The sequence below is a fragment of the Nocardia sp. NPDC055053 genome (genome assembly GCF_053608285.1).
The window spans coordinates 1-17,024 of the sequence record NZ_JBSGVD010000033.1 but is presented as its reverse complement, the minus strand read 5'-3'; the positions used below and the strand labels follow the sequence as shown (position 1 = coordinate 17,024).

The window sequence follows — 17,024 nt, the reverse complement described above, 5'->3', positions numbered from 1 at the left end:
AATCCTTCGCGACCTGTCGCCTGCGGCGGGGCTGTCGGGTCCTGAGGTTCCAGCCGTCACGATTGCGTAGCGGTGTGCAGGACCGTGGTCCTGCGGGGCATAGAGTGCAATATCGTTGTGGTTTCCGTGGCTGAACGAGGTACGGGGCGGTGCGATATGGACGATGGACGCCGCGCGTCTGGCGACATCAGCTCGATCGAACGGGTCGACCCACTGCTACCGACAGGCGGCGGGCCGATCGTGACTCCGGACAACGTCGAACACATTGCCTCGGTGCTGGCCGACCCCGCCCAGGCATGGCGGTCAGAGCCGGTCGGCCGCAAGATGGCGGCAGCGAATCTTCGCGGCATCGCCATCCCGGACAACGCCGATCATGTGGTGATCGACGGCGAGCTCGAGCAGGCGATGGGCGATGACGACATGGTGCCCGGATTGTGGCTCAAGCGGGCAGCCGCGGCCGCGGATTCGGTCGCGCTGATCAAGACACCCCGCGGACCGGCGACCGGCTTCCTGGTGTCGGACGAGCTGCTGCTCACCAACTGGCACGTGTTCCCGACGTTGGAATCGGCACAAGATCCTCGGGTCCGAGTGGTCTTCCGATTCGAGGAAAACGAAGCAGGTCAGATCCGCTCCTCGGTGAGCTTGACGTTGGACCCGGACCGGTTCTTCGTCACCGGAGACCGGGAACTCGACTTCGCGCTGGTGGCAGTCTCCGCACTACCCAACGGAAAAGCGGCGGCGTCCAGATTCGGCCGGATCCGATTGAACCCGGCCATCGGGAAGATCCTCCAGGGCCAACCTCTCAACATCGTCCAACATCCGGGCGGGAATCCGCGCAAACTGGCGTTCCGGCAGAACCTGTTGCTGAAGGTGGACCCGACGCGGCTGATCTATCAAACCGACACGATGCCCGGGTCGTCGGGTTCACCGGTGTTCAACGACGAGTGGGAGCTTGTCGGGCTGCACTATCGAGCCGAACAGGCACAGGACTCTCAGGGCAGGCAGATCGACATCAACGGCAACCTCGTCACACGCCGGACACCCGATCACCTGCGCCACTGGATTGCCAACGCGGGCATACGTGTATCGAGCATCGTCGCTCGCCTGGAAACGCTGAACCTGTCGACGGACCAGGCCGCATTGCTCACCAAGGTTCTGCAACAAGACTAGGAGCAGGTCCATGTCGACAACGCTGCTGTTCATCCATGGTCGTAGCCAGGAGAGTGACGACGAGGTCGCCCGCGATCCTGACCGGCTCGCCGCCTACGTCCTGAGTATGAAGCGGAAATGGGTCGGGGGACTGGCCAAGGGATTGATCACGGCTGGACGTGGCCCTGTCGACGAATCGCAGGTGGTGTTTCCGTTCTACGGCAATGTCTTCGCTGACGCCATCAAGGATTTCGAGGCCGGTGGCGGCCGGCGGCCGGAGCTCGAAATGCTCGACACCGCTGCCGAAGCCGACGAAGCGAAACTGGTGCAAACGAAGGTGGCTCTGCTTCTGGATGCCGCGGGTGCGATCAACTATGACCCGGTCAAGGAACTCGGCTATACCGATCCTGGGGTCGGGCTCACCGAACACGATGTCGCGCAGGAGCTCGGGTTCGGAGATGCGCTCAAGCTGCCGGTGGTACGTGGGGCTCTGCAATTCCTCAGCCGCAAGACGGGCGCGCCCGCTCTGATCATCGAACGCTTCCTCGACGACGTCGCCTACTACCTGGAAATGACGGAAATGCGAGAGCAGGTCCTCGCCGTCGTCGAGCGGGACCTGCGGGCGAAAGTGGGAGCCGGCGGTGATGTCGTGATCGTGGGGCACAGTCTGGGCAGCATCGTCGCCTACGATCTGCTCACCCGGCTCCCGGCGACGTACAAGGTCAGGCAGCTGGTGACCGCAGGCAGTCCGTTGGGGTTCCCGATTGTGCAGAAGAACCTCCTGGGCAAGGTCGCCGGACGGCGCCCCGGTATCCCAGCGCAAGTCCCGACCCGCGCAGCTGCGTGGTTGAACGCCTATGACGTGCTGGACATCGTCGCCCTCGTCCACCCGTTGGCGGGAGCATTCGACGAGTCCTTCGCCGGGCAACTCGCGGATGAGCGAACCCACAACCCGACCGGACCCCATGCCATCGAAGATTATCTCGCCGACCCGGACGTCGCGGTTCCGATCGCTCGTGCGATGGAACGATGACCCCTCCTAGCTGATCCTGATCTGTGGATTCGACGAGGCGGGACTTGTTGGCGCACACGCATAACGACGTTTCCGCCGCCTTAGCGCAAGTTGGGCCGATGTTGTGTCGGCCTCGGCCAGGTGAACGGGGAAGCGACATGGTTGAATCTGCGGACTCTGGCGACATGGCTCGCCTGCACGACGACCTGCGTGCCGAGTACGCACAACTGCACAACATCGTGAACGGGTTCGATCAACGACTGCTCACCATCAAGGGCTGGGGAGTCACGCTGAGTCTGGCCACCCTGGGCCTGGGATTTCAGCAGAACCACTACGGCTTGTTCCTCGTCGCCGCCGCCAGCGGGGTCGCGTTCTGGCTGCTCGAGGCATTCACCAAAGCTCACCAGATGCACTACTACCCCCGCATGCGTGCCATCGAAATGACTGCACACACACTGTTCTCTGTGGCGTTGCCCAGCGGCAGACGTGCATCCTCACCGCTCATCGACTGGAGTTGGTGGGTCGCCGACAACCCGGTCCGACCCGACGGGCACCAGGCCGACCCTGCCGATCCGGAACCGTGGGAGCGCGCGTCCTCATGGCGGCAGAGGCAGCCGTGGTTCTTTGCTCACGTCATGTTTCCGCACGTCGTCGCTATGGTGTTGGGAACCGTGTTGTTCGTGCTCGGGCTCGCCGGGCTGTTCGGTCCGATCTGAGGACGAGGTCTCGGCTACGATGGTCTGGTTTTCGTGCTGGTGTCAGTGTGTGCGGTGTCGGTGATCAGCCCGCCGAGCAGGGCGCGGGCCAGCTCTGCCGCTCGAGCGCGGCCGAGGGTCGGATCGGCGGATTCGGCGATGGTGAGCGACATTTCGGTGAGGGCGCCGTAGAAGGCGCTGGCGAGCAGTTCGGGCGGGTGCGGCTGGATGTGGCCGGCATCGAGCAGGTGTTGGGCGCCGTCGATGACGAGCCCGCTGAGGTGGCGCTGGTCGACTTCACGCCAGCGTCGCCAGCCCAGCGCGATAGGGCCCTGCAGCAGCACGATGTGGCGATACGCGGGTTCGGTGCAGATGTCGAGGAAGGTTTCCATCGCGCGGTCGACGCGTTCCACCGGATCGGCCGAGGAGTCCAATGCGGCTCGGATGCGCGGGAAGACCAGCTCACGTCGCGATAGCGAAACCGAGCACGGCAGGCGGCCTTCCGCAGACATGTCGACTGCGTAGCGAGTCGGGAGTGGCTGCTGCAAGGATGGATCGGCGCTGGTCAAGCAGGTAGCCGCGCTGCGCCGGATTCACTGCGCGCTGGACGGCTTCCGCTTCGTGGGCGTCAGGCTCTGCCGGACGAAGCGCTGGCCGGACTCGATCGCCGCCGCCAGATCGAAGGCGTCCGGCGCGATGAGGTATTGCGCGCCCACACCGCGCAGCATGCCGACGAGGGCCACTGCGGTCGCGGCAGGATCGAGCTCGCCGTCCACGGTCGCCTCGTCCTGTCCGGCGCGCACCACGGTCTCCACGCCCAGCCGGAACAGCGCGTCGTCGGTGGCGAAGACCGACCGCAGGGCCGCCTCGTCCGGGATCGCGGAAGACCACATGACGAAGAAGGCCCGGCCCGCGTCGGGCTGGGATACCAGCGCCGACAGGTAGTCGCGCACCAGGCTCACCAGCGTGTCGATCGCGTCATCGCCTGATTCGGTCATCTTGGTGACGATCCCGGCGACGAAGCGGGCCTGGATGTCGTGGGCCAGCCGGTCGATCAGCGCGGCTTTGCTGCCGAAGTGATGGTTGACCAGGCCGCGGCTGTAGCCCGCCGCGAGCCCGACGTCGGCGAGCGAGGTCCGGTCGACTCCGCGCCTCGCGAACAGCGCCGCCGCCGCGTCGAGCAGTGCCTGTTCGGCCTGCGCGGTCCGCTCCTGCTGGGTGCGGCGGGGGGCCGCGGCCGCCTTCGTTCCGGAGTTCGCAGGCGGCTTCGTGCTGGTCTTCCCCTGAGTTCCGGTCATGGGAAAAACCGTAGCAGCTAACTTGCTGACCATTTGACACGGAAGATACTTGCTTGTTGGTTAACTAGTATCTATGGTCTGACTATGACGCCGACTACGGCGACCGGAATGACCACCGAAGGAACGACATATGACCGACGACTCCGAGAGCGTCATCCGCACCGAGCGTCGATCCGACGATCGGATCCTGCTGATCACGATCAACCGGGCCGACCGCCGCAATGCCTTCGACGGCCTGACCGCGCGCGCTATGGAAGCCGTCATCGACGACTACGAGGCCGACGACACGCTCCGTGTCGCGATCATCACCGGCGCGGGGCCGACCTTCTCGGCCGGACAGGACCTCAAGGCCGCCGCCGTCGGCGACATGGGGGTCTCCGTCCGCCGCGGCGGGTTCGGCGTGATGTCGAAGCCGCCGACCAAACCGCTCATCGCCGCGGTGGAAGGCGACGCGCTCGCCGGCGGCTTCGAGCTGTGCTTGGCGTGCGACCTGATCGTCGCCACCGAGGCGACCCGGATGGGTCTGCCCGAGGCAGCCAGGGCGCTGGTCGCGATCGGCGGCGGGCTCTTCCGGTTGCCGCGCAAGATCCCGTCCAACATCGCCATGGAATTGGCCCTGACCGGAAAGCCGTTATCCGCCGCCGAGTTTCACCGGATGGGCTTGGTCAACCGGCTCGTGCCGGTGGGCCAGGCCGTCCCGGCCGCGCTGGAGCTGGCCGAGGAAATCGTGGCGGCGGGACCGCTGGCCGTGGTGGCGAGCAAAGCCATCGTCCAGCACAGCTTCGAGTGGTCCGACGAAGAGGCCTGGCAGCAGCAGATGGCCTTCGCGGGCCCGGTGATCCAGTCCGAGGACACCCGAGAAGGAATCCGCGCGTTCATCGAAAAGCGCGCGCCGCAATGGAAAGGCCGCTGACATGCTGACCACCCCGACCCTCACCAGCGCGCTGCTCGCGGGCAGAACCGCGATCGTCACCGGCGCGGGCAACGGCATCGGCCGCGCGACCGCCGAGGCGCTCGCCGCCAGCGGCGCCCGTGTCGTCGTCGCCGACCTCGACCCCGATCTCGTCAACGAGGTCGCCGGCGAGATCGGCAACGACTCGGTACCGTTCGTCGGTGATCTGACCGACCCCTCGGTTCCGGACAAGCTGATCGCGTCCGTGGCCGCGGCCGGGCACGGCATCGACATCATCGTCAACAGCGCGGGCTACTTCTGGGACGCGCCCGTGCACCGGATGACCGACGAACAGTTCCAGGCGATGCTCGACATCCACCTGCTGGCACCGTTCCGGATCTGCCGCGCCGCCGCGCCCTACTTCCGCGACGCCGGTCGGGCGGAGGCCAAGGACGGCATCATCCGGCAACGCAAGATCGTCAACGTCACCTCCCTGGCCGCCAGTTTCGGCAATGCCGGCGCCGCCAACTACGCCGCGGCGAAGGCGGGCTTGATCGGCCTGACCAAGACTCTCGCGACAGAGTGGGGCCCGGCCAACGTCAACGTCAACGCCGTCGCATTCGGCGTGATCCAGACCCGTTTCGGCGCACCGCAATCGGCCCAGCAGACCATCACCGTCGACGGGCGCGAAGTGGTGCTCGGCGTCCCCGACAAGACGCTCGAAGCTCTGGGCTTCGACCCGAGCGAGCAGCGCGACATGTTCGCGCCCCGCCCGATGTTCGGCGCGGCGCTGGGCCGCACCGGAACCATCCGCGAGGCCGCCGACGCCATCTTCTGGCTCGCCTCCCCGCTGTCCGATTTCGTGACCGGTCAGGTCATCCCCGTCAGCGGTGGCGCCCGCGGCGGCCTGTCCTGACCTCGCTCTACCGCTGGAATCCGCTCGAAGAGGAGCCACCATGTCCCCACACTCGCTGACCCCGTCGCCCGCGTACGCGCCGGCAAATCTCGATGCCGTCTGCGCCACCGAGGGCGAGCGCACCCTGACCTGGCGCGACTGGAACTCGAGCGCCGACCGGCTCGCCGACTCGCTGGCCCGGCGCGGCGTGGGCGAGGGCGATCGCGTCGCGGTCCGGATGCACACGCGCCTGGAATGGCTGATCGTCTCGCTGGCGCTGGCCAAGCTGAAAGCCGTCATCGTCGCGGTGAACTACCGGCTCTCGCCGCCGGAAACCCTGTATATCGCCACCGATTGCGAGGTGAAGGCCGCGGTCGTCGACGACCCGGAACCTTCGACTGTCGTAGAGGCATGGGGGCCGCTGGAGCTGAAGGTCATCGTGTCGGTCGACATCGCCGCCGACGGCACCGAGTTGCTGGCCGACCTCATCGCCGAGGGGACCGAGCGCGACCGTGTGGCGGCGTCGCTGGCGCCGCTGATCATCTACTCGTCGGGCACGACCGGCGCGCCCAAAGGCGCACCGCTGGCGAGTTTCCAGACCGACGTCGACGAGGCTGTGCTCCGGGACTACCGGACCTCGGTGCAGTTCGACCTCGTCGTCGGCGGTCCGGGCAGCAAGGCCTTGATCAACCTGCCCATGCATCACGGCGCAGGTCCGTCCTACACCGAGTTCACCCTCGCCACCGGCGGCACCGTTGTCTTCCAGCGGCGCTTCGACGCCGAGGAAGTGCTGGCGCTGATCGCCGGACACGGTGTAACCCATTGGATTTCGGTACCGACCATGGTGCACCGCATCATCAAGCTGCCCACCGAGGTCCGCGCTCGCCACGACATTTCGACGCTGCGGTTCCTGCTCGGCGGCGCGGCGCCGTTCAGCGCGCAGCTCAAGCAGCAGGCCCTCGAGGTGTTCGGCGACGTTGTCCACGAGATCTACGGAGCGACCGAGGCGGGCATGATCGCCGGCGCGACCCCGGAACTGTTGCGGCGCAAACCCGCCGCGACCGGCATCCCGTTCCGGCAGGTCCAGGTGCGCATCGTCGACGAGGCCCGACGCCCCGTTCCCACCGGGACACCGGGGGAGATCACAGCGAAGACCCCCGCCGTCATCAGTGGCTATATCGGCCGCGGTCCGCTCGGTGACGACAAGCTCGACGCGGACGGCTTCTACTTCACCGGCGACGTCGGCTATCTCGACGACGAAGGTGTGCTGTTCCTGTCCGACCGGATCACCGACATGATCATCGCCGGCGGCGTGAACATCTATCCCGCCGAGAGTGAGGCCGTGCTCGCGACCCACCCGCAAGTGGTGAACGTCGCGGTGATCGGGGTCCCCGACGACGACCACGGCGAGCAGCCGATGGCTTTCGTCCAGACCGTTCCCGGCGCGCGCCTGACCGCCGCGGAGCTGTTGGCCTTCTGCGACGGCAAACTGGCGAAATACAAGTGGCCTCGGGCGATCGAGTTCATCGACGAGATTCCGACCAACTCGATGGGCAAGTCCCTCAAACGGGTCCTGCGCGCGCCTTTCCTGGCGGACAAGGGCGCGACGGCATGACAGCGGTCTCGGCGGAACCCGCCCTCTATGACGTCGACGACGATGGAGCGCCCCGGTTGTTCGGGCTGCGTGACTCCACCGGATTCGTGTCCTACCCGTTCCAGGAGTACGGCTCCGAGAACAACGGCGACCACGGCGAACGCCTGCGGCGGGTCCCGCTGGCGGGCACCGGCACGATCGCGGCCGTCACGGAAATCCATCTCGCGCCGAATCGGCATGTCAGCGCGCCCTACACGCTGGCCTCGGTCGTGCTCGACGAGGGGCCGATGGTGCGCTCGGTGCTGATCGATGCCTCCGACGCCGGGATCGGCACGCGCGTGCGGGCGGTCACCGTACCGATCGAGCGCGGCGACGGCCAGGTCGCCGAACTGCGCTTCACTCCGATCCTTCAGGGGGACAGGTGAAGATCACGCTCGCCCAGCAGCGACCGGTCTACGTCGCCGGCGTCGGCTGGCACCGCTACCAGAAACCCGGCGACACGCCCTACGTCCAGCTGGGTCTGACCGCGGTCCAGGCGGCGCTCGGTGACGCACGAGTCGCGTGGCCCGCGGTCGACAGCGTCTACACCGCGACCGCGCTGCTCGGGATGGCCGCGTCGCGGCCGCTGTTCAAGCATCTCGGGGTGACCGGCGTGCCGATGATGCAGGTGGAGAACGCCTCCGCGTCCGGGTCCACCGCCTTCCGGCTGGCCTGTCACGACGTCGCCGCCGGTACGAGCGACATCTCGCTGGTGCTCGGGGTCGACAAGCTCCCGGCCGCCGGCGGCGGGGCACTCGCCTCGACCGGTCTCCCGGCACTGGCGGCCGCCTACGTGCCGCCGATGGCGCACTTCGCGCTGCTGGCGTCGGAGTATCTCGACCGCTACGGCGCGACGCCCGATCAGCTGGCCGCGGTCGCGGTGAAGAACTACACGAACGCGGCATTGAATCCGAACGCGCAGCGGCCCAAGGCCCGCACGATCGAGGAGGTGCTCGCCGGTCCGCCGCTGGCGGGTCCGCTGACGCGGCTGCAGTGCTGTCCGATCGGGGAAGGCGCTGCAGCGGCGATCGTCGTCTCCGACGACGCCATCGACTCGCTGGGGCTGGACCGCTCACGCTGTGTGCGGGTCCTGTCCTCGGTTCTGCGCAGCGAAGAGCTGTACGGGGCACGGAGTTTCGACGCCGAACTCACCCGTGCGACGGTGCACGCGGCCTACGACCAGGCCGGCATCGGGCCCGACGATCTCGACGTGGTCGAACTCCACGACGCGTTCACGATCGAAGAACTGCAGTACGTCGAGGCGATGGGACTGGTCAAGGAAGGCGAGGCCGCCGCCGCCCTGGAACGCGGAGAGTTCGACCTCGGCGGCCGGGTCGCGGTCAGCACGTCCGGCGGTTTGCTCGGGTCCGGGCACCCGCTCGGGCCCACCGGAGTCGGTCAGATCGGCGAGATCACCACCCAGCTCCGGGGTGAAGCCGGGCCCCGCCAGCACCCTGGCGCGCGCACCGGGCTGGCGCACATGGTCGGCCTCGGTGCCGTCTGCGCCGTGCATGTCCTGCGAGCAGGGGAGTAACCAGGTTGAAGCGCTTGCTGTACGACACCGAACACGAGAACTTCCGCGCGACGGTCGCCGCCTTTGTGGCGAAAGAAGTGGCACCGCACTGGGAGCGCTGGGACGACGACGGCATCATCGACCGGTCCGCCTGGACCGCGGCCGGTGCTCTGGGGCTGATCGGCATCGCGGTGCCGGAGGCCTACGGTGGCGGCGGGGTGCCCGACTTCCGCTATCGCATGGTGGTGATGGAGGAGCTGTGCCGGGTCGGCGCGAACTCCGTCAACGCCGGTCTCAGCGTCCAGGACGACCTCGTCGTGCCCTACCTGGTCGACCTGGGTACCGAGCAGCAGCGCCACACGCGGCTGTGTGCCGGAACGGCGATCGGCTCACTCGCGTTGACCGAACCCGGCGCCGGGAGCGACCTGCGCGGGATCCAGCCCATCTACGGCGGCACCAACGAGATCATGAAGGACATCGTCGGCCGCGATGTCGCCGCGCGCGCGGCGACGGCGAACGGGGCGTCGCGATGACCGCGGCGAGCGGGGAGACCACCGGGGTGGCCTTCACCGGCGGCGCCGGCGGTCTCCGCCTACAACCCGCACCGCCGCACTCCCGGCAATCTCGACGGCCTGCGCAAGAACCTGCGCCGTGGCGTGGACGGCCGGTGGTACTGGCACTGGGATCCGGCGTTCTTCCAGGTCGCGTCGCCACCGCCGAGGACCTCCAGCGAACGCTGGAACGCGCGGCGCGGCGGATCACGGTGCCGACCTTGCTGATTCGCGGCACTGCTTCCGACATCGCCACCGACGACGGCGTCGAGCTGCTGCGTCAGCTGATTCCGCACGCCGTCGTGGCCGACGTCGGCGGCGCCGGGCACATGGTCGCCGGTGACGACAACGACGTGTTCGCGGCCGCGCTGCGGTCGTTTCTCGATGAGCTCAGGAGGAACCACCTGTGACCGCCCCAGACAATCCGCTCACACTGACCGGACGCACCGTGTTGATCACCGGCGCCGGCCAGGGCGTCGGCCGCCGGGTGGCCGAACTGGCGGCGGCTCGCGGCGCGGCGGTGATCATCAACGATGTCGCCGCCGAGCGTGCCGGCGACGTCGTCGACCAGCTGCGCTCCACCGGCGCGGTGGCGATCGCAGCCGTTGCCGACGTCGGCGATTTCGACCGGTTCGGCGCCGCGATCGGCAGCGCCGCGGCGCACCTGGGTGCGATCGACATCCTGGTGAACAACGCGGGCAACCGGGGCACCGACATCGCCCCGGGGTCACAGCGGCCGTTCTGGGAGCAGGAACCCGCTGACTGGGCGCCGTACCTCCACGTCAACCTGCACGGCGTGATGACCGCGACCCGGCACGTCTTCCCGCTGATGCGGGCCAACGGCTACGGCCGGGTGATCACCGTGATCTCCGACGCGGGCCGGGTCGGCGAAATCAACGGCATGGAAGCGTATTCCGGCGCGAAGGCCGGTGCCGCCGGGTTCACCCGGTCGATGGCGCGGCTGGGCGGACGCTTCGGCATCACGGCCAACTGCGTCGCGCTGGGCGCGACCAGGACACCCGCGATCGCCCAGGCGATCGCCGACCCGGAATTCGCCGCGAAAGTGCTGTCCGGGTACCTGATCCGGCGATTCGGCGAGCCCGACGACGCCGCGAACATGATCCTCTTCCTGGCCTCCGACGTCGCCGGATGGGTCACCGGCCAGACCATACCCGTCAACGGCGGTTACTCCCTGACCCTGTGACCGCCGTGCTATCCCTTCCGAAAGGCCACTATTCATGACGACCTCCCTAGACGATATCCGCGACCGGATCGCCCGGCAGAAGGAACTGCTACCCGACATGTACGGCGCTATCGATTTCGACCGGCGTCCGGAACGATTCACCGACGCTCCGGACGCGGAGACCGCGATCCGCTCCGAGTTCGCGGCGTTGCGCCCGCTCCTGCTAGCCGACCGCGACCGTGTCGCCACCATCGAGGCCTACACGATGCTCGGCGATCTCGTCGCCGACGCCTACGCGGCTCTCATGCCCGAGTGCGGTTTCCGGCGCCTGGTCGAGATGCTCGACCAGGCCTGCGCGGACGGGATCGACAGTGTCGAGAATCCGCCGGCCGAGCTGGTGGCGTTTGTCGCCGACATGACGCGCGTTCCCGACTGGCTCGACATGGCATTGGTCGAAGAGGGCGCCCGGATCGAACGGAACATGGCCGCGCACCTCATGCCGTTCCTGATCCGCGGTGCCTTCGTCGCGACCTTCATGAACACCTACGCGGCGCTGCCGATGGCGATCACCGGCTCGCTCAGCACGAGGACCGCGGGCAGGCGGATGAAGGAGACCGCGTCGTTCTTCGCCTGCACTACCCTGCCCGGTGCGCTGGAGCGCCACGGTGTCGGGTTCCGGGCCGCGGCCAAGGTCCGGCTCATGCACTCGATGGTCCGGTTCAACATCCTGCGCCGCGACGACTGGGACTCCACGGTGTACGGAATCCCCATCCCGCAGTCGGATCAGATGCCCGCCGGACTCATCCCGACCATGCTGCTTGCCATGCGCGTCCTCGAGCAAGGACGCGATCACTTCACCCCCGACGAGCAGGCCCAGGTCGAATTCGCGCGCTACCGCTGCTACCTGCTCGGGCTGCCCGAGGATCTGCTCCAGGCGACTCCCCGCGCGATCGTCGATGTCCTGGCGACCCGGCAGGCCACCCTACGCAAAGCCTATGACGACACGACCTGCGGTGCGCTGGTCCGCGCGACCATGCAGGCCTACACCGAACCGGATCGCACTCGCATCAGCCGTCTCCGCGACCACATGGAACGCAGCACCGCCAAAGCCTTTTTCATCAAGGTGGCTCTGGCCGGAAGCCAGGAACGGGCCGCCGCTATGGGCATGCAGCTCACAGTCGCCGACAAACTTCGCGCGGCAACAACATTCGCCTACGCGGCCTGCCTCCATTTCAGCTTTGGAATGCTGCTCCGACTTCCGATCACCCGTTCGGCGGCGGACGTGAGCCTGGTTCGCAAGATCGGCAGGTACTTGGAGCGGCTCGGCCATGCCGAATTCACCACCGACGCTGCGACATACCACGGCTGATCGGCATCGAATTCTGACGGATCGCGAGAGCTGTTGCGAGGCAGGCGGATCAAGCGGTGCTGGGATCGTCATGGCACTCGCGGTCGAATGGCTCAGGCTATTGGGAAACACGACCTAGCGCGTTCACCGATTGGCGGCCAATACTGCCGCGAGGCCTTCTTGCAGGTCCTTGACGAAGTACTCGGGAACCTCGAGCGATGGGAAGTGTCCCCCGGTCGCGGGCGTCGTCCATCGGACGATCTGCCGGTACCGCTGCTGTGCCCAGGGGCGCGGACACTTCTCGGTATCGCGGGGGTACATGGTGAGGGCCGACGGGACCTCGACCCGGAGTTCGGGGTCCAGCGAGTTGTGACTTTCGTAGTAGATACGGGCCGCCGACGCGCCGGTCCGTGTCAGCCAATACAGGGTGACGTCGTCGAGAATGCGGTCTCGGGAAATCGTCTCGAACGGGCTGTCCTCGGTATCGCTCCACTCGGCGAATTTGTCGAGGATCCAGGCGAGGAGCCCCACCGGTGAGTCGACGAGCGAGTAGCCGATGGTCTGCGGCCGGGTCGCCTGCTGCTTGGCGTATGCCGCGCGGTGGCGCCAGAAATCGCGGGTTTCCTCGGTCCATGTGCGCTCGGTCGCCGTGAGTCCGTCCGTGGTCAACCCGGGCGGCGCCTCCGCGAACGTTGCTTCCCATCAGTTCCACCCATGCGGCCGCGATCTTTTCGGTTCCCCACCCGGTAGTGGCCGGCTTGTCGCTGTAACCGAAGCCCGGTAGCGACGGAACCACAACGTGGAACGCCGGCGCGCCTGCGTCTTTCGGGTCCGCCAGCTCGTCTACCACATCGATGAACCGGGCAACGCTGTCCGGCCAGCCGTGCGTCAAGATCAGGGGAGTGGCACCTGCGCGCGCGGAGCGGCGGTGCAGGAAATGGATTCCCAGACCATCGATGAGCGTGCGGAACTGGCCAATTCGGTTGAGGCGCTCTTCGAACGATCGCCAGTCGTACCCGGTGCGCCAGTAGTTCACGACCTCGACGAGGTCGGCTAGAGGCACACCCTGGTCCCATCGGCGAGGGTCGGGCGCGGGGCGATAGACCGTCTCGGCTTCCGGCAGTCGCGCCGCAGCCAATCTCGCGCGCAGATCGTCGAGGTCGGCGTCGGGTGCGTGGGCTGCGAACGCTCGGACGTCGCCGGAGCGTCATGGCGACGTTGTGGAGCGCATTCCCACGCCGCAGCGGCTCGTCGACTGGCTGGCCGTGTATGGCCTCGGGGTGGGCTCCTGCACCACCGCCCAGCTCGAACGTGCTCGGGAACTGAGGGAATCGATGCACGCCGCCGCGACAGCGGCCGCGATCCACGACGTCCTTCCTGCGTCTGCAGTCCAGGTCATCAATGACTTCAGCATCCAGGGCCGGGCCGCGGCCGTCCTGACGGCCGAGGGCAACCGTCGATGGCAACTCGGCTCGGCTTCCGGCGTCGAAGATGCCCTTGGCGTCATCGCTGCCGACGCGATCAGCATTATCGCGGGTGAGCGAGACGGAAGATTGGCCTTGTGCGCGGCGCCGACCTGCCGGGCTGCCTTCTTCGACACCAGCCAGAGCCGCACCCGCAAATGGTGCGATATGAACACATGCGGGAATCGCCAGAAGAAGGCACGCTTCAACGCCGGCCGGCGTAAATAGCCAGAGGCTGACCATAGGCAAGGGGCTCGGGTCGGGTTGACGCACCCGGTTCTTGTCGATCGTGACGCGGCGAAACGGTCACGGGCACAGCATGATTGGAGTATCAGGCGGAAAGCGCTCACCGGTCTGGGTGACCCGTGCCACGACCGCACGCCTGGATCGAGCCGCGGGGGCGTTGGCCGACCATGGAGTCTCTCCGGCGAAGCCGGCTCGGCAATCGGCGATCGGCGGGCGAGGCCGGGTGTGGTTGGATGATGGGCGTGTTCAGCGGTCCGGCGGTCAATTCGGCGGTCGACCGTATCTTCACCATGGCGACGGTGGAGGAGTCTCAGTCGTTGGATGGGTTGGTGGCGGCGGTTTCTCGGTTCCGGGGGCGGCCGTTGCAGGTGGTCGAGAATTCGGCACTGCCGGCGGGGGTGTTCGGGCAGTGGGTCCATTACCGGGATCACGATGAGGTCAGCGTTGCCTCCTGGGTGCAGACTCGGGACCGGACTCTTGCCCACGAACTGGGTCATATCGTGCTGGGGCATCAGGGACGGCCGGTGCTCGAGCTGGCGCAGGCAGCGCTGCCGACAGCGGTACACGAGTTGGCCGCGCTGATGTTGCGCCGAGAGTGCGGCAATGCAGGTGTGGCCGGCGAGGAATTGGCCGCCGAGCAGTTCGCGAGCGTGCTGTTGAACCGCTTGCAGCGCATCGGTCGCAAAGAGCCGCGGTTGCGATCTCGCTGGGGCGAGGCACTGGGGTGAACGCCATCGTTCTGGCGCCCCTGATGTGGATCGCTGTGCTGAGCCGGGCGTGGCGGTGGTGGTGGTCGCGCAGCTGGGTTCTGGGGAGCATGGTGGTGGCATTGGGTGTTGTCGCCGTGCATTTGAGTGTGAACATCCCGGCGGTGGAGACGTTGGTGCAGACTGTCGTGCCGATTGCCAATTTCTCGACCGGATTGCGCATGGTGCTGTTCAACCTGATGGCGGCGTCCTCGGGTGTGCTGGCATTGGCCGTCACGACCGATCCGGAGAGGGTCGCGCGCGGGGCGCGGGTACTCGGCCTGATCGCGGTGGTCGGTTCGGTGGCAGCGATGGCGATTTTCGCCTGCGCGCCGACGGTTCCGCAGGCGGCAGGAGGGTTCGAGTTCGACATCTCCTACAGTCATCTGCCCGGATATGCCGAGGCAGGCATCGCCGGTGCGCTGTTCCCGGCGCTGCTGTGCCCTGCGCTGATGGTGATGACCGCTCGTGCCGCGGATGTGCGCAGCATGACCGGCTGGAGTTTGACCCTGCTGTCGGTGGGGCTGGCCGCGGCGACGGTGTGGGCGTGGATTCGGCTGAGCTACTTCGTGGCGGCGCGCTATCTCGGTGCGCCCCAGCTGCCCGTGGTCTTCGAGGTCACCCGCGCGGTGTCCGCGGCGGGCGTGCTGGTGATCTTCGTTGGCATGATGTTGTCGCCGGTCGTGTCGTGGGTGCGTGCGAAGCGAATCCTGTGGGCGATCGGCCCGCTCCATCGAGAGTTGACGACGCGCTGGCCCGGCGTTCGCCGGGCGTCCCGGCGGGGCAGTAGCACCGATGAGCGAGCCGATGACCGGGTCACCGAATTGCTCGACGCCTTGAGCATGGAAGCCGAGAGCACCCCACAACCTGACGCTTCCGTGGCAGACATGACGGAAGTAGCTGCGGCAGTAGCAGAGTGGCTGTTACGGGGGCGAGCGTCGTCCGCGTTCAGTAGTGCCGGTATTCGCTCGGCGGCCCTCGAGGCAGAACTCGACCGCACGTGGGCAATGACGTTGGCACGGAAGTATCGGGATGAACAGCGAGAGGTTTCGGCGTGACGGAAACGATGGTGCCGCAAGCGCGTGCGGCTCGGGTGATCACCGAGCTCGGGGCGCCCTGGGTGATCAATATCGTGACCGGGACGATCGCCGGGTTCGCTGTGGGTGCTCCAGGGTGGGGGCTTTTCGTCGCCGCGATCACCGGCGGGATCCCGATGGTCATCATCCTGGCCGGTGTGCGGCGCGGAATCGCCAGCGATCACCATGTGACCGATATCGACGGTCGGCGCTGGGTGATTCCGGCGATTCTGGGCATCGTGGGCGTTGGCCTGATCGTCGAGATCGTGCAGGGCGCCCCGCGCGCTCTGATCGCATGGACGGTGGCCGGGCTGGTTGTCCTGTTCGGCATCGGAATCGTGACCGTGATCGGCAAATGGAAGGTGAGTGTCCATACCGCTGTGAGTGCGGGAACGACGGTCCTGCTGGCGCTGATCGCCTCACCGTGGTTTCTTGCCGCGCTGCCGCTGACTGTCGTCAATGGATGGTCGCGAGTGTGGCTGGGTGATCACACCCGCGGACAGGTCGTCGTCGGCTCCATCGTGGGAGCGGCGCTCGCGGCCGGCGCCTATCTGCTCGCGTCCTGAATCAGTTGTCCGCGTCGCCTTCGTCGGTGCTGCGGCGCAACTCCCGGAACCCGACTTCGAACACCTCGGCAGGGTTGTAGGTACGGGCAGCGACCTGTTCGGCACCCGAGTCACGGATCGTACTGATCCAAGCGATGTGGCGCCGGATCTCCGCATAGGACTCCGGCGACCCGAAATAGTCGATCGGGACGCGGAATACGGTGGCGATGTCGGTCACGGTCGGCAATGTGGGTGAACGGCGTTTCCCTGACAACAGCTGTGACATGTAGCCGGTGGTCATTCCGCCCCCGTTGGCCCTGATCATGTCGACCACCTCGGTCTGACTGTACGGACCCCGACCGCGCGGATACACCGTCTCGAAGAGAAACCTCAGGCGATCAGCAAACGGCGGTCCGCATTCGGACTCTGCTGGCGTGTCATCGTTTTCGAGGTTCGACATGGCCCCGACCTCCTTCTTCCTCGTCGGTCGGCGCACCCGCCCGGCACAACTGCTAGCTACCTTATCCGCAATCACAAAACTTGCTTCTGCAACTTGCATTAGCAAGCTGACCGTCTTAGGCTCACGATAGCCGTCCTGCGCGGTCGGTTGGGTAGGGGCCCGGCCAGTTCGGCGAGTCCCGGTTCGCTCGCGAAGGGGGCAAGCGAACCGCCCGAGGTTCGCAGGTACCGCAGGACGCACAATGGCGTGCATCCTGTCTGCCGTCCTGGAAGTAGTCCGGGCGAACGCCCTGCGCCGAGCCACCGGGAAACAGGGTTTC

The 17,024-nt window shown here is 67.0% G+C and carries 19 protein-coding genes and 1 pseudogene; 16 read left to right on the top strand and 4 right to left on the bottom strand.

Annotation, left to right across the window (positions count from 1 at the left end):
* Positions 1–84: 84 nt before the first annotated feature.
* From ACWF82_RS27010 to ACWF82_RS27000, 3 genes are all read left to right on the top strand, one after another.
* Positions 85–1,170 carry a trypsin-like serine peptidase gene (locus ACWF82_RS27010; protein WP_452505583.1) on the top strand — a complete coding sequence of 362 codons (1,086 nt, stop codon included), beginning with the start codon at positions 85–87 and terminating at the stop codon, positions 1,168–1,170.
* Between the two features lie 10 nt (positions 1,171–1,180).
* The gene (locus ACWF82_RS27005; RefSeq protein WP_452505581.1) at positions 1,181–2,182 is read left to right on the top strand and encodes a hypothetical protein; all 1,002 of its coding nucleotides are present in this window, start codon (positions 1,181–1,183) and stop codon (positions 2,180–2,182) included.
* Positions 2,183–2,346: 164 nt separating this feature from the next.
* A complete protein-coding gene (locus ACWF82_RS27000) occupies positions 2,347–2,877 on the top strand; it encodes a hypothetical protein (RefSeq protein ID WP_452505579.1) in 531 nt (176 codons plus the stop codon).
* A gap of 14 nt (positions 2,878–2,891) precedes the next feature.
* Here the strand turns inward: ACWF82_RS27000 and ACWF82_RS26995 are convergent, their stop codons facing one another.
* Positions 2,892–3,368: a hypothetical protein gene (locus ACWF82_RS26995; RefSeq protein WP_452505577.1), complete on the bottom strand. Its 477-nt coding sequence runs from the start codon at positions 3,366–3,368 to the stop codon at positions 2,892–2,894.
* An 81-nt stretch (positions 3,369–3,449) separates the two neighbouring features.
* Entirely contained in the window at positions 3,450–4,154 is a 705-nt protein-coding gene (locus ACWF82_RS26990; RefSeq protein WP_452505575.1) for a TetR/AcrR family transcriptional regulator, read from the bottom strand.
* A gap of 130 nt (positions 4,155–4,284) precedes the next feature.
* On the opposite strand from ACWF82_RS26990, the gene ACWF82_RS26985 reads away from it, so the two are divergent.
* The 9 genes from ACWF82_RS26985 to ACWF82_RS26945 are packed head-to-tail and all read left to right on the top strand — an operon-like array spanning position 4,285 to position 12,190.
* Positions 4,285–5,067: a crotonase/enoyl-CoA hydratase family protein gene (locus ACWF82_RS26985; RefSeq protein WP_452505573.1), complete on the top strand. Its 783-nt coding sequence runs from the start codon at positions 4,285–4,287 to the stop codon at positions 5,065–5,067.
* 1 nt (position 5,068) lies between these two features.
* Positions 5,069–5,962 (top strand): SDR family NAD(P)-dependent oxidoreductase, encoded by an 894-nt coding sequence (locus ACWF82_RS26980; RefSeq protein WP_452505572.1) that lies wholly within the window; start codon positions 5,069–5,071, stop codon positions 5,960–5,962.
* Positions 5,963–6,002: 40 nt separating this feature from the next.
* Positions 6,003–7,556 carry a class I adenylate-forming enzyme family protein gene (locus ACWF82_RS26975; protein ID WP_452505570.1) on the top strand — a complete coding sequence of 518 codons (1,554 nt, stop codon included), beginning with the start codon at positions 6,003–6,005 and terminating at the stop codon, positions 7,554–7,556.
* The gene (locus ACWF82_RS26970; RefSeq protein ID WP_452505568.1) at positions 7,553–7,960 is read left to right on the top strand and encodes a Zn-ribbon domain-containing OB-fold protein; all 408 of its coding nucleotides are present in this window, start codon (positions 7,553–7,555) and stop codon (positions 7,958–7,960) included. Before ACWF82_RS26975 ends, ACWF82_RS26970 begins: the two co-directional genes overlap by 4 nt.
* The gene (locus ACWF82_RS26965) at positions 7,957–9,108 is read left to right on the top strand and encodes a thiolase family protein (RefSeq protein WP_452505566.1); all 1,152 of its coding nucleotides are present in this window, start codon (positions 7,957–7,959) and stop codon (positions 9,106–9,108) included. The genes ACWF82_RS26970 and ACWF82_RS26965 overlap by 4 nt, the downstream gene beginning before the upstream one ends.
* 5 nt (positions 9,109–9,113) lie before the next feature.
* Complete coding sequence (locus ACWF82_RS26960; protein ID WP_452505564.1) at positions 9,114–9,620, top strand: acyl-CoA dehydrogenase family protein; 507 nt, start codon at positions 9,114–9,116, stop codon at positions 9,618–9,620.
* Entirely contained in the window at positions 9,617–10,048 is a 432-nt protein-coding gene (locus tag ACWF82_RS26955; protein ID WP_452505562.1) for an alpha/beta fold hydrolase, read from the top strand. The genes ACWF82_RS26960 and ACWF82_RS26955 overlap by 4 nt, the downstream gene beginning before the upstream one ends.
* A complete protein-coding gene (locus ACWF82_RS26950; RefSeq protein ID WP_452505560.1) occupies positions 10,045–10,842 on the top strand; it encodes an SDR family NAD(P)-dependent oxidoreductase in 798 nt (265 codons plus the stop codon). Before ACWF82_RS26955 ends, ACWF82_RS26950 begins: the two co-directional genes overlap by 4 nt.
* Before the next feature lie 34 nt (positions 10,843–10,876).
* Entirely contained in the window at positions 10,877–12,190 is a 1,314-nt protein-coding gene (locus tag ACWF82_RS26945; RefSeq protein ID WP_452505558.1) for an oxygenase MpaB family protein, read from the top strand.
* Positions 12,191–12,313: 123 nt separating this feature from the next.
* On the opposite strand, the pseudogene ACWF82_RS26940 reads toward ACWF82_RS26945, so the two are convergent.
* Positions 12,314–13,319: pseudogene (locus ACWF82_RS26940) on the bottom strand (epoxide hydrolase family protein).
* A 70-nt stretch (positions 13,320–13,389) separates the two neighbouring features.
* Between ACWF82_RS26940 and ACWF82_RS26935 the strand changes: the two are divergent.
* From ACWF82_RS26935 to ACWF82_RS26920, 4 genes are all read left to right on the top strand, one after another.
* Positions 13,390–13,860, top strand: coding sequence for a CGNR zinc finger domain-containing protein (locus tag ACWF82_RS26935; protein WP_452505556.1), 471 nt, complete (start codon positions 13,390–13,392; stop codon positions 13,858–13,860).
* 251 nt (positions 13,861–14,111) lie between these two features.
* Positions 14,112–14,606, top strand: coding sequence for an ImmA/IrrE family metallo-endopeptidase (locus ACWF82_RS26930; RefSeq protein ID WP_452505554.1), 495 nt, complete (start codon positions 14,112–14,114; stop codon positions 14,604–14,606).
* Entirely contained in the window at positions 14,603–15,682 is a 1,080-nt protein-coding gene (locus ACWF82_RS26925) for a hypothetical protein (protein ID WP_452505552.1), read from the top strand. The genes ACWF82_RS26930 and ACWF82_RS26925 overlap by 4 nt, the downstream gene beginning before the upstream one ends.
* 155 nt (positions 15,683–15,837) lie before the next feature.
* Positions 15,838–16,266 (top strand): phosphatase PAP2 family protein, encoded by a 429-nt coding sequence (locus tag ACWF82_RS26920; protein ID WP_452505550.1) that lies wholly within the window; start codon positions 15,838–15,840, stop codon positions 16,264–16,266.
* 1 nt (position 16,267) lies between these two features.
* On the opposite strand, the gene ACWF82_RS26915 is transcribed toward ACWF82_RS26920, so the two are convergent.
* Entirely contained in the window at positions 16,268–16,705 is a 438-nt protein-coding gene (locus ACWF82_RS26915; protein ID WP_452505548.1) for a helix-turn-helix domain-containing protein, read from the bottom strand.
* Between the last annotated feature and the right edge of the window lie 319 nt (positions 16,706–17,024).

Excerpts from the sequence above, each read along its gene's own strand:
- ACWF82_RS26975 (WP_452505570.1), top strand. The coding sequence starts at position 6,003 with ATGTCCCCACACTCGCTGACCCCGTCGCCCGCGTACGCGCCGGCAAAT.
- ACWF82_RS26915 (WP_452505548.1), bottom strand. The coding sequence starts at position 16,705 with ATGTCGAACCTCGAAAACGATGACACGCCAGCAGAGTCCGAATGCGGA.
- ACWF82_RS26930 (WP_452505554.1), top strand. The coding sequence starts at position 14,112 with ATGATGGGCGTGTTCAGCGGTCCGGCGGTCAATTCGGCGGTCGACCGT.
- ACWF82_RS26955 (WP_452505562.1), top strand. The coding sequence starts at position 9,617 with ATGACCGCGGCGAGCGGGGAGACCACCGGGGTGGCCTTCACCGGCGGC.
- ACWF82_RS26945 (WP_452505558.1), top strand. The coding sequence starts at position 10,877 with ATGACGACCTCCCTAGACGATATCCGCGACCGGATCGCCCGGCAGAAG.
- ACWF82_RS26920 (WP_452505550.1), top strand. The coding sequence starts at position 15,838 with ATGGTCATCATCCTGGCCGGTGTGCGGCGCGGAATCGCCAGCGATCAC.
- ACWF82_RS26980 (WP_452505572.1), top strand. The coding sequence starts at position 5,069 with ATGCTGACCACCCCGACCCTCACCAGCGCGCTGCTCGCGGGCAGAACC.
- ACWF82_RS26985 (WP_452505573.1), top strand. The coding sequence starts at position 4,285 with ATGACCGACGACTCCGAGAGCGTCATCCGCACCGAGCGTCGATCCGAC.
- ACWF82_RS27005 (WP_452505581.1), top strand. The coding sequence starts at position 1,181 with ATGTCGACAACGCTGCTGTTCATCCATGGTCGTAGCCAGGAGAGTGAC.
- ACWF82_RS27000 (WP_452505579.1), top strand. The coding sequence starts at position 2,347 with ATGGCTCGCCTGCACGACGACCTGCGTGCCGAGTACGCACAACTGCAC.
- ACWF82_RS26990 (WP_452505575.1), bottom strand. The coding sequence starts at position 4,154 with ATGACCGGAACTCAGGGGAAGACCAGCACGAAGCCGCCTGCGAACTCC.
- ACWF82_RS26970 (WP_452505568.1), top strand. The coding sequence starts at position 7,553 with ATGACAGCGGTCTCGGCGGAACCCGCCCTCTATGACGTCGACGACGAT.
- ACWF82_RS26995 (WP_452505577.1), bottom strand. The coding sequence starts at position 3,368 with ATGTCTGCGGAAGGCCGCCTGCCGTGCTCGGTTTCGCTATCGCGACGT.